Here is a 12151-nt window from a genome sequence, read left to right as displayed (position 1 = left end):
CGTTTAAATTCTTATTCAACCAAGTCTTTTAGCCTGCCTGTTAATTTATAGTCCACTTTTTTGAGCTCTTCTATATTTTTAACTCCTAAAAGAGCCATGGTTATTTTTAGTCTGTGGTTGATTTCCTTTAGATAGTCGAAGCATGCTTCGTAGCTGCCTAGGAGTAGGTATCTTATGGCTTCACCGCTTATTGCAGCCATGTCGGCTCCAATTATAATGGCTTTAGCAATATCGACAGCGGTTTTTATTCCGCCTGATCCTATGATGAAGACGTCATCTGACAGGCTCCTTGCGTCGATAATGGACTTGGCTGTTGGGATTCCCCAGCCATAAAATTCCTTATAGTCTGATACAAAATCTCTCATATCTTCGATTTCTATGAAGTTTGTGCCGCCGCTTCCTGACACGTCTAGGTATTTTACTCCTGCGTCTATGAGTTTTTGGCAAACTTCTTTTGATAGGCCGTTGCCAGTTTCTTTGACAATTACTGGCATATCAATATTTGCGACTATATTTTTTATATTTTCGTAATAGCCCCTAAAGTCCTTATCGCCTTCTGGCATAAAAAGCTCTTGAGCCACGTTTAGGTGGACTTGGATTGCGTTAGCGTTAATCATTCCTGCCGCATTTTTGAAGTCTTCAAGGCTTCTCTCTGCGCCAAGATTTCCTATCCTTAAGAGGTCTTTTTCTCTGATTAGGGAGAAGCTTTCCTCTGCCTCCGGGTCTTCAAGGCCAATTGTTTGGCTTCCTACTGCCATTGGAATATTTAGGTTTTTGCAGATTGAGGATAAATCTTCGTTTATATCAGCACTTAATTCTCCACCACCTGTCATGGCGTTTATCATAAGGGGCATGGATATTTTCCTGCCCAAAAATTCTATAGATGTGTCGATCTCATCAAAATTCACATCTGATAGGCTGTTGTGGTCAAGGTAGATATCCCCAAATAAGGGGTCGTTATAGTCGGATGTTTTTAGGTAATTTTCAATGTGTTCGTCTTTTCTTTCACGTCTTTTGCTTATCATAAATTTTCCTAACTATTCGTCGCCTTCTCCACCTGCCGGTGGTTCTATACTTAATCCAGGTTCGTACTCAATTACTCCAGGATCTCCTGCTGGTTCTTTGTGACTTTCAGAAGCTGGTGTTTCTGTTGGTTGTGCTTCATGAGTTTCAGCTGGTGTCTCTGTTGGAGTTTCTGTCTTATTTTCCCTATGGCTTGGTTTTGAGCTTGGACTTTGTTTGACTGGTTCTTCCCATTGTGGTTGTTCGTGTTCATACTCATAATCATAATTATTATTGTAATTTTCATTATAATTTGGTTGATAAGTTTGATTATTTATATTGTTTGTTTTTGGGAAGACATTCACAGGTGCTTCATAATTTACAGAAGAGTAGTTTGATTCAGGAAGGCCTGAGTCAGCTTCTGTCCATTTTTTGAGTTTGAAGTCTCCAAATTCCTCATCAACTATATCCCAAGTTCCTCTTTCATCTGGTATATAATAGCTGATGTTGTTTATATAGGCACCATTTCCAGGAACTACAAAAGTTTCTACCTTATCAGATGAGAAGTTTGGAATGCTCTTAACTAGGTTAACCATAGCGGACATTGGCAAATTGGTTTTGACATACTTTATATAAGAAGAAAGTACAGTCAAAAGATTCATTTGGCTAGATTTCTTTACAGCCTGGTCTACCATGGCCTTGACAAAGTCTTGTTGGGCGTGGACTCTACCAATATCTCCATTATCGTAAATATGTCTGGTCCTTAAGTACCACATGGTATCTGTACCATTAAAGTGGTTCATACCTGGTTTTATATCAAGAGTCCATTTTTTGATGTTTACACCCTCTGGCACTTCATAATCAACCCCACCTATAGCATCAACTATATTAACTAGGGCCTGGTAATTGACCTGAACATAGTAGTCTATATCAAGACCTAGGAAATTCCTCAAACTTTGGAGGGTTAGCTCAATTCCGCCAAAGGCGTGGGCGTGGTTGACCTTGTCGTAGGTATTTCTCACAAGGACTCTGGAGTCCCTAGGGATTGACAAGAGCTTGATTGTCCCGTCTTTGACATTTGCTTTCAAAAGCATAATTGTATCCGTACGGGTGAAGTCTTCGTTACCTTCCTCACCTGCTGCCTGGTCGACACCGACCATTAGGATTAAATATTCATCTTTACTTGTCTTAACAGCCTGATCTTCAAATGTCCCACCATTTGCATAAGTCTGTGCATTAGTCCTTTGGTCCAAAAAATCAAGGATGAACTTGCTCGCTACAAAAGATAGGGCAAAAACAAAGATTAGGGCAAAAAATCTTTTTATCTTCATAATTTTCCTTTTCTCGATTCATTATACCCTAAGTCTTGCTTATCTTTAAAGGCTTTTACAAATATTCCCAGAAAATATTTCCTAAAGTCCACTAATTGCTTGATTATTTCCCAAAATTAATTATAATTAGAGTATTCATCACAAATGTGAAAAAAATATTTATTGGAGTTATTATGGAAAATAGAAATAAATTTTCTTCAAAATGGGGATTCATCATGGCCTGCGTGGGCTCGGCTGTAGGCCTTGCCAACGTTTGGGCCTTTCCCTATCAATTAGGATCAAACGGAGGCTTAGCATTCTTATTGCCCTACCTACTTTTTGCCTTCATCTTTGGCAGGGTAGGCCTTGCCGCAGAAAACGCCATAGGCAGGAAATATAAGTCAGGCCCAATGGTTGTCTATCGAGAAGCCTATAAAGAAAGAAATATGGAAAAATTTGGCAAAATAATTAGGTGGTTGCCAATGATAGGTGTAGGTCTTTTATCAATCGGCTATGCTGTTGTAATCACCTATGTCCTAAAAGCCCTAATCGACACAATCACAGGGGAGATTTTTACTATAGAAAGTGCTGCCTGGTTTGAATCCATATCGGAAACTGACTTTAGGGTAATCCTTCCTCATCTTATTTTGATGGTCCTAGTTTATTTTGCCCTAGCCTACGAAACAAAGGGTATTGAAAAAACCAATAAATTTATCATGCCCCTATTCTTCATTCTATTTTTAATCCTCGCCATCAGAGTGTTTTTCCTAGAAGGAGCCATGGGCGGTTATAAATTTATCTTTAATATGGATATAGGAAAGCTTAAGGAAGTTAAAACCTGGGTTGCAGCCATGGGCCAGGCCTTTTTCTCCCTATCCCTAGTTGGAACTGTAATGGTAGTCTACGGGTCATATCTGCCAGACGATGAAGACGTCATCAAGGCATCAACCATCACCATGGGCCTCGACACCCTATCAGCTATGATATCAGCTTTCGTCATGCTACCAGCTTGTTTTGCCTACGGATTTTCGCCAGAATCCGGACCAAAACTACTTTTTGTAGTCTTACCCCAAGCATTAAAAGAAATGCCCCTTGGAAGACTTTACGGAATAATCTTATTCTTAGCAGTAGTCTTTGCAGGCATTTCATCAATCCAATCCATGCTAGAAACCATCACCGAAGCTATAGTTTTTAGCTTTCCAAAACTCAAAAGAAAAATGGTCCTAATTACCCTAATTGCAACAATTTACCTAATAGGCATCTTCATAGAACCAATCTCAAAATGGGGCCCTTGGATGGACATTGTAACCATCTACATCCTCCCAATCAGCGGAATAATTGGCGCCATCACTTGGTTCTGGGTAATCAAGAAAGAAGAACTCCTAGCCGAAGTAAACAAGAGCGTAGAAGGCAAATATGGATCTATCTGGTATTACACAGGCAAATTCATCTTCGTACCCCTAGCCATAGCCCTATGCTTCATAGCAATGAGATACCATATTTCATTCTAATTAGATTTGAAAATCAAAAAAGGCAAGACCAAAATAGATGGTTTTGCCTTTTTTACTTAAAATTAAATATTGGATCTCATATTTTTAGAGAAAATATATAGAAATAAAATCATATTTTATTTAAAATTTTAAATCATTTTCTAAGATATTTTTATTCGAAAATTACAATTATCTTTTGAGCTTTTTACTAAGCTTTTCTTGTAATTTCAAGAAATTCTTACGGTTTTCTCTGATTTCTTCTTCCCTTTCTTCCATGGTTCCATACTTTTTATCAGATAATTCTATGTATCTCTCCATCTCTTTTTCAGTGATTGGTGGTGCGGTATGCAACATTTTTTTACCTAATATAGTTAATTCTTTTTCTTCATCTGGTGTTAATTCTCTTTCCACAACTAATCCATGTCTGGCGCATACCAAACAAGCTGCCTCCCCTCTTTCTTAGCCTTGGCACTTTCTTCCTGGTATCTCTTAATTCTTTCTTTTTCTTCTTCTGTGAGCACAATATTATTTTTCTCTGCTGTTGTTTTTCCCAAAGCAATCCCAATAATTACATATTCTCTATTCAATTTTTATCTCCTTTATCCTATAAACTCAAAAACAATCATTAAAAAAGCTTAATCCATATCAGGAGCATAAAAAACAATATGCCTCCCCTCTTGCTTAGCCTTCTCAGACTCCTTCTTGTACCACTCAATGGCTTCCTTGTCATCTTCTGTAAGAGTGATATTATTAGCCTCTGCAGTTGTATACCCCCAGTGCTATTCTCATTATTAAATATTCTCTATTCATAATTTTCCTCCTTTTCCAATAATTTTCCTTGCTTCTTCTTTAGATATTGGAATAGCTATAATGTTACCTGTATAAACAGCAAGCATATCCCAATCTGTAATCCAAACTTTCCCATCAGGATCATATCTCTGAATCGGAAAATTCTTTCTTGCACACGTCGTATCTTTCTATTAAGCCATCCTTGTTATATCTTATCAAAATATTTCCATCATCATACGCTATGCAATAATAATACATACCTACTCCTTATTTAATAAAAAAACTTTCTTGGTTAATTGTAAAATCTTACTATTTTTGGCTTAAAATCTGCTTTTCTTGCTTCCCCACTTATTCCCTAGAAAATAAATTGAATATTTCACATAATTGTGATACTTTTGATGAATAAAAATTGATAAAAGTAGAATTAAAAAATGAAAATAATTTAAGAAATAAGATTGAAAAAAATAGATGATTTATAAAAAAAATTCGAATCGAAAAAGTATTAATACTCCCACTAATATTATACCCATTGTGGTCTGATTTAAGCATAATAGAAAACTATAGTCTAATTATTATAAACCCCGCGTGTGCGGGTAGAACTCAAGATAATACCAATAGCCCTCTTGTTCGTTGGGATCATCCCCGCTTGCGCGGGTAGAACAGTAAAAAATTCCCTATTTCATCAGGTTTTAAAATTAAATAAGTTAATTCTTATTCACTTGTATTTTTCCGTTTTTTTATTTCAATTTAAGCTCATGCCTAGTTCTTATTTACATTATATATTAAACTAGGGTTTTTATAAAATTATTTATTCTATTATAGATACCAATCTATCCTTTCCCACAAATCATGTAATTATATCATCTTTTCTTGCTTGGTTTGGGTATGACAGGGCCACGGCTGATTATTCTTCTGGTTTTGAAGAAAACCTGAAATTAAATGACCCTAGATAAAATTTATATATTAAAAAAGGTGATGTTACAAAATAGCTATATCTATTTTCCACATCACCTTTATTAAGCTTGTCTGAATTTACTTCTTTCCCCTTACTTCCATATAATAGTAGTCTTGGTTCTTGGATAGGGTTTGGGTTTTGATGTTTTTTTCTAAATCAAAGGCGAGGTTTCCTTCTCCTATGGTAAGCTTGTCGTAGTCTATGATTTGTGTTTCGAATTTATCCACGTCTATGGCTGAGTCTAGCTTGGTTAATAGGTCGTAGCCATATATTTTTTGGTCATTTCTCTCGCCGTATAAGTCGTAAGAACCTTGTTTGTAAGAGCTTATAGTTATTTGACTTCTTTGATTTTCTCCTAGGTCTATTTCAAATTCTGCAAAGATTATTCTTTGAGTGTTTGTTACGTCCATGAGGTCTAGGTTGCCATTTTCGTATCTCATCATTGGTTTTTCGCTTAAGGCACCTGTGGCAAAAAGTTCCTTGATGTAGAGGGCTTTGTATTCCTCATAGGATAGGGTATATGATGAAACATTGTCATTATCTAATTTCCAATAGGCAAAGTCTTTTTCCCTAGATTCTTGGTTTTCCTTGTAATGTTCATATAAAATTGGTAATGCTAAGTCTAAGGCCTCATCTAGGCTCATTTCTTGTCTTTCTAGGTCCGCTCCGGCATTTTTTAAATTATTTCTAAGCTTGGATGCTTTATCTTCATAGCCATCCCAACCTCCTGTGCTTTGGGCTTCGATTTTCACACTTGGTGTATCCTGGCCTAGGATAATCAAATAGTGCTTGTCCCCATATATCGATTTTTCATCTTTTTTTGGGATGGAGTATTGGTAAAATTCTTCCTTACCGTCATCAAATTTGCCAAAGCCATCAAAACCTAGACTTAAGACCTTGGACTTGTCCCTATCAATTTCTATGCCAGCGACTAAGGTTGGATTTTCATCCTCATTGTTTTCTTCATAGTAGGAGTTACTTAGACTGTAAACTGTTACTGGGATATCCTTGGTGTTTGGGCTTTGTCCAAGGGCTTCTTTCAGATAAGACCCGTCATTTAAGATTTTTTGATAGTCTTTCCATGACATATAGTCCCTAAGGTTAAGGGTCTCTGCTGGATCTATTCCATTAGCTGTTGAAACAAAATCCCCTGTATAGTTTCCGTAATGTAATTTTGCCTGCAAGGCATTCCCGTCTTGGTCAATTGTTGGACATGAGTAGGCTAAGTCATCGACGCTTGATACAAAGGGATAGAAGAGCTTTATTTTATTTGCAGGTCCCTTGTTTTCTATTATATATTGGTCCTTTAGCAAGGCTGTTTTGGGGCTAGAATCTGCGATATTTGTAGTAAAAAAATCAAAAGTTAATTTACGATTAGCCTTCATATCGTCCTTATAATCAGAAGATCCTATAATTAGGGGCATGGTTGGTCCCTCGTATTTCATAAATCCTCCGGCTTCATCAGTGGTGATTTCCTTGGATGGGCCCATAGAAGTACTGCCAGGTAGCCATTCTTTCAAAAAGCTAAGAGAACCAACGACTAGGGCTAGGCAGGCTGCAAGGGCTCCTATTTTTTTCCATGAAAAACTTTTATGTTTGGCCTTGGTATCAAGGTCAACGCTTTTGCCCCCGACCTTGTAGGTCTCTTCTTCTAAGTCGCCAACGGCCTTAAAGAGAATTTCGGAATTTTTATTTTCCCTATTTTTCTTTTTCATAATAATCCCTCGCTTTCTAAGATTTCTCTTAGTTTTTTTCTAAGTCTATGTAGCCTTGTCACTAAATTGTTGTACTTGTAGTTTGAATTTGAGGCGATTTCCTTAAGAGGCATGGCGTAAAAATAACGCTGTAAAAAGATTGTTTTATCTTCGTCAGATAAGTTATTTACAAAGTCATTTAAAATCCTTAACAAATCCCTATAAATGACCTCTTCTTCCAAATCATAATTGCCTGAAACAACCTCACCTAACTCGTCAAGTATCAAAGGCATTTGCCCTCCTCCTCTTTTTTGGGCATGGGTTTTTCGATAGGAATCTAGGGACAAATTCCTAGTAATTTTTGCCAGAAATAATTTAAAAACATTGGGATTTTGCGGTGGAATTGTCCTCCAAGTTTCTAGGTAGGTGTCATTTACACATTCCTCTGCACTTTGGTAATCTCTCAAAATATTGTTACTAATCCTAAAGCAATAGGGTCTATATTTCAGGTCCGTTTCTTTGATTGCAGCTTCATTCCTATCAAAATATAATTTGATTATGTCCTTATCATCCATAAAATCTTTCACTCCCTCTATCCTATAAGACGTAAATTAGTGAGAAATATTACATAGTTTTCTATTTTTTCAAGTTTTCCAAATTTTAGCTTATCTTGTCAATTATATACCCATTTTATTTATCCTCCTTCCTTACAAATCTTGTAATTGTATCATCTTTTTATGCTTGCTATAATTTATTTGTAATTAAGTTAACTTAAGAATTTTAAAATTACAAAGGAGAATTATTATGAAAAAAAGTTTTAATGTTTTTGTAAAGGCAGCTCTTGTTTTTGGGCTTGCTTTGGGAATGACTGCTTGTGGCAAGTCTAAGGCTGATGTTGAGGTTGGGTCTGATTCTCTTATTAGTTTTGAAGAAACTGAGAAAGACTTTGTTGATTCTGCTAATAAGCTTGATTGGCCAGAGGGTTATGAAATTCCTGACCATTTAGATGATGATAAGGATGCAACTTTTGAAGCTGGTTACGGCAATACTAGGGCTTCCCAATATTGGGAGGCTGCTTGGCAGGAGGAATGGTTAAATAATTATAAAACCAATCCAGAAAAGGCAGAAAAGGCTCTTAAAGAGCTTGAAAAAGCTCCTGGTATGGCTTATATGGGCCCTGATAAATGTGATGATGCCACTAGAAAAGCTTTCAAAGATAGTCTAGAAAAAGCTAAGGATGGGGACCCTTCAGGTTTTGAAGAAAACCTAAAATTAAATGACCCAAGATAAAGCACAAAAAGACGAGGATTTTTCCCCGTCTTTTTTCTTTGCATTTTATATTCTTTCTATAATCCTTTTGGGTAATTTATTAAGCAAAATCCTGGGGTTTTTATAAGTGTGGTGGAGTTTTTTCTCTTTTTTTAGATTATGAAAGCGCCTTTTTTATCAATTTCTAGAGCTTTTAGGTCATAGGTCTTTGATAGTTTTCCTAATTTTTCCCTTATTTCTTTTTCTGAGATTTGATCATCTTTTTTTAAGACTAGCATTATTGTAGATCCAGCACCGCTTAAATAAGAGCCTAGGGCACGAGAATCTCTTATTATTTCCTCGATTTTTCCTATTTCTGGAATGAGTTTAAACCTGCATGGCTGGTGGATTTTATCTTGAAGGGCGATTTTTAAATTGTTTTCATCTCCCGATTCCAAAGCTAAAACCAGCATAGCTACTCTCGAAATATTGAAAACTGCATCAGCCTTTGGGTAAGTTTCTGGAAGGGCCCCTCTTGCTTCTTTGGTTGAAAGTCTAAAGTCAGGAATTAGGGCCAAAAACTTAAACTTATCTGAAATTGCAATTTTTTCTAGATAAACTTGATTATTTTCTAGGATAGAAACCACCGCCCCACCGAAGATGGCTGGGGCCACATTGTCTGGGTGACCTTCTATGCTAGTGGCAATTTTTAGGATTTCTTTTTTGTCAAAATCTCTTCCCATGATGTCAAAGGCTGCCATAATTCCCATAACTATGCAAGCTGCAGATGAGCCAAGGCCCCTTGATACAGGAATATCCGCTTCAAGGTCAAAAGAAACTGGCACTTGCTTTTCCTTATAAAAATCAAAGGAATATTTATAAGCTTGATAGATGAGGTTTTCTTTTAGGTTTTCCTCAAAAATCTCTTTATCATTACTAGGCCTAAATTCACAAGTATTATAAAGTCCTAGAGCCAAACCCAGAGCATCAAAGCCTGGGCCCAGGTTGGCTGATGTGGCAGGCACAGCAATTCTCTTGCCACGACCAGCAAATTTGAGGACTTCTGTGGCGATTTTATCTTTTTTAATCTTTGTCTTGTGGATTATTTTCTTGCCCTTTAATTTCCTAATTTCCCTAGGAATTTTTACCTGGGTTTTCTCATAAAGGGTCCTTATATTTTCAAATTCGTCTTCCTTTGGATTTTCTCCCAAGGCCCTTAGGACTGATGCGGCAAATTTATAAGGACTAGCTGTTGATAAAATCATTGTTTTCCCAAGTCCTAATTTATCTACAACAGCCTTGGTCACACTTGTATGGGGATCTATCAAATATCCCTCATCTTCATAAACTTTTTTAATGGCTTCTTCGGTTTCCTTTTTATTAGCAAAGCCCGCCATAAATTCAGAAAAATCGCCGTCAAAAGAAAAGCTTCCCTTATTTATTAAATCTTCCATCTTTTCTCTAACAACCTCATCCGAAGACTTGTGGAAAATTAACCTTTCAAGATTTGACGAAACCAAAATATCCATGGATGGCGAAATTGTTTTGACTAGGTCTCTGTTGACGTCATAGGTGCCTGTTGTAAAGAAATCTGTCAAAACATTATTGTCATTTGAAGCAATTATTAATTTTCCAACAGGAAGCCCCATTCCCTTGGCATAAAAACCAGCCAAAATGTCTCCAAAATTACCAGTTGGGACACAAAAAGATACCTTATCCCCACACTTTATTTCGTTTTTATTTACCAAGTCTGCATAGGAATAAAAATAGTAAACAACTTGGGGAAGGAGCCTGCCTATATTGATGGAATTTGCTGACGATAGATAAGTATTTTTCTCTTTTAAGTCTGCCTTTATATTCTCATCATTAAAGATTTTTTTGACAGCACTCTGGGCATCGTCAAAGTTGCCTTCGATTGCTATAACCTTTGAATTTAGGGAATCTGTTGAATCCATCTGGAGCTTTTGAATGTCACTAACACCCTCAGTCGGATACAAAACCAAAATATCAATATCTTCAGTATTGTAAAAACCTTCCAAGGCGGCCTTGCCAGTGTCCCCTGATGTTGCTGTTAAAATCAAGGTTTTTTCCTTGATACCCAGGGATTTTTTTGCATAGGCCAAAAGATTTGGCAAAAGACAGAGGGCAAAGTCCTTAAAGGCCGATGTCCTGCCATGGTAGAGTTCTAGGTAATAGTCTTTTTGGTAGGCGATTTTTACAATTTCATCTTCAAAAGTCGAGTAAGACTTTTCTATCAATTCCAAAAGGTCGTCCTTGTCAAAATCTGTCAGATAAAGAGAAAGGATTTTCTGGGCCATCTTTGTGTAGGACAGGTCCAAATTTTTCCCGATGTCAAATTCTGGAAAATATTCTGGTACAAAAAGTCCCCCATCATCGGAAATCCCCTTCACAATGGCTTGTCTACCTGATATTTTTAGATCGGCATTCCTTGTCGATAAAAATTTCATATATCCTCCTCAATTTCTGCTAGGAAAAAGTCTCCCAGGTCTATAAGTATTGGTTTTAAAGAACTTAGGCTGACTTTTTTTGTCAGAATGAAGTGATCATTTCCACATACTTTTTCAAATTTAATCAAATCTTTCAAGGCTGGACTTACTTTCTCGCACCTGATGTAAAATTTATTTTCGAGAATATTTTCGACCTCATAGTGATTTTCTCCATCATAAAAAGCAGGAATTTCCCTTCTTGATAGGATTCTCAAAAGGTCACGAACAACTGCTTCTGCTGTTTCAAGCCTGCCTGCCCCTGGCCCCTTAAGTTCATAGGAGACAAAATTTTCTCCCCAAACCTTGACAGCATTGGTTTCGTTGAAAGTTTTGGCAAAAAATTCGTCGTTTACAAAGCTAGGAATTACAGATATATTTATCTTGCCATCTTTTAGCTCTGACTTGGCCAGCATTCTGATTGAATATCCTATGTTTTTTGCAAAGTCAAAATCAGCTTTTTTGATGTTTTGAATACCGAAAGTTGGGATTTCTTCCTCATTAATCTTTGCATTGTAGATCATCGAAGAAAGAATCCTAATTTTTCTCATAGAGTCAAAGCCGCCCACATCTGCTGTCGGATCAAGCTCTGCAAAGCCCAGGTCTTGGGCCTTTTTTAGGACATCTTCATAGGAAGCTCCCTCCATTTCCATTTTTGATAGAATATAGTTGCTTGTTCCATTCAAAATCCCAAAAACCTTGTCCATATTATTGAAAAGTGCCTCTTCCATAAGGGGATGGATTAGGGGAATTGCCCCACCAACCGCAGCTTCGTAGGAAAAGTAAACCTCATTTTCCCTGGCCAAGTCATTTAATTCTTCAAAATATTTTGAAACTACAGCCTTATTTGCAGTTAAAACATTTTTCCCATCCTTCATTAGGGCGACCATTCTCTGGTAGGTTTCTTCTAGACTTGTTGTCACATCAATAACTGTGTCCACATCCGAAGTTAAAATCTCATCAAAATCGTCTGTAAAAGTCAAAGCTTTTTCAAAGGGATTTCTTTTTTTGCCTATATTTTTAATTAAAACCCTGTCAATTTCTATATCCAGCTTATGTTTTCGTAAAATTTCTCTTTTTTTATATAAAATTTCCTCGACCCCTGTACCAACAGTGCCGAAGCCCATAATCGCAATTTTCAAATCAAATCTCCTGGTAT

The 12151-nt window shown here is 36.8% G+C and carries 10 protein-coding genes; 2 read left to right on the top strand and 8 right to left on the bottom strand.

The genetic code is table 11. From position 1 onward, the window contains the following. Window positions 1–11: 11 nt before the first annotated feature. Window positions 12–1025, bottom strand: coding sequence for a type 2 isopentenyl-diphosphate Delta-isomerase (fni, locus tag K8P03_RS05645; protein ID WP_223419160.1), 1014 nt, complete (start codon window positions 1023–1025; stop codon window positions 12–14). 12 nt (window positions 1026–1037) lie between these two features. Beyond that, window positions 1038–2333 carry an LCP family protein gene (locus K8P03_RS05640; protein ID WP_223419158.1) on the bottom strand — a complete coding sequence of 432 codons (1296 nt, stop codon included), beginning with the start codon at window positions 2331–2333 and terminating at the stop codon, window positions 1038–1040. 173 nt (window positions 2334–2506) lie between these two features. Here K8P03_RS05640 and K8P03_RS05635 point away from each other — a divergent pair, with 173 nt between their 5' ends. Next, window positions 2507–3823, top strand: coding sequence for a sodium-dependent transporter (locus tag K8P03_RS05635; protein WP_223419156.1), 1317 nt, complete (start codon window positions 2507–2509; stop codon window positions 3821–3823). Between the two features lie 168 nt (window positions 3824–3991). On the opposite strand, the gene K8P03_RS05630 is transcribed toward K8P03_RS05635, so the two are convergent. From K8P03_RS05630 to K8P03_RS05615, 4 genes are all read right to left on the bottom strand, one after another. Further along, window positions 3992–4240 carry a hypothetical protein gene (locus tag K8P03_RS05630; protein ID WP_223419154.1) on the bottom strand — a complete coding sequence of 83 codons (249 nt, stop codon included), beginning with the start codon at window positions 4238–4240 and terminating at the stop codon, window positions 3992–3994. Beyond that, entirely contained in the window at window positions 4216–4389 is a 174-nt protein-coding gene (locus K8P03_RS05625) for a hypothetical protein (RefSeq protein ID WP_223419151.1), read from the bottom strand. Before K8P03_RS05625 ends, K8P03_RS05630 begins: the two co-directional genes overlap by 25 nt. Window positions 4390–5623: 1234 nt before the next feature. Beyond that, a complete protein-coding gene (locus K8P03_RS05620) occupies window positions 5624–7261 on the bottom strand; it encodes a hypothetical protein (RefSeq protein ID WP_223419149.1) in 1638 nt (545 codons plus the stop codon). Beyond that, complete coding sequence (locus K8P03_RS05615) at window positions 7258–7827, bottom strand: RNA polymerase sigma factor (protein ID WP_223419147.1); 570 nt, start codon at window positions 7825–7827, stop codon at window positions 7258–7260. Before K8P03_RS05615 ends, K8P03_RS05620 begins: the two co-directional genes overlap by 4 nt. A 217-nt stretch (window positions 7828–8044) precedes the next feature. Between K8P03_RS05615 and K8P03_RS05610 the strand changes: the two genes are divergently transcribed. Next, window positions 8045–8530 (top strand): hypothetical protein, encoded by a 486-nt coding sequence (locus K8P03_RS05610; protein ID WP_223419145.1) that lies wholly within the window; start codon window positions 8045–8047, stop codon window positions 8528–8530. A 131-nt stretch (window positions 8531–8661) separates the two neighbouring features. On the opposite strand, the gene thrB is transcribed toward K8P03_RS05610, so the two are convergent. Beyond that, a complete protein-coding gene (thrB, locus tag K8P03_RS05605; RefSeq protein ID WP_223419143.1) occupies window positions 8662–10956 on the bottom strand; it encodes a homoserine kinase in 2295 nt (764 codons plus the stop codon). After that, window positions 10953–12134, bottom strand: coding sequence for a homoserine dehydrogenase (locus K8P03_RS05600; protein WP_223419140.1), 1182 nt, complete (start codon window positions 12132–12134; stop codon window positions 10953–10955). The genes thrB and K8P03_RS05600 overlap by 4 nt, the downstream gene beginning before the upstream one ends. Window positions 12135–12151 lie beyond the last annotated feature (17 nt).

The sequence above is a fragment of the Anaerococcus murdochii genome (assembly GCF_019957155.1).
GTDB classification, from domain to species: domain Bacteria; phylum Bacillota; class Clostridia; order Tissierellales; family Peptoniphilaceae; genus Anaerococcus; species Anaerococcus murdochii.
The sequence above is the reverse complement of the archived record's forward strand: the minus strand, read 5'-3'. Positions and strand labels throughout refer to the sequence as shown.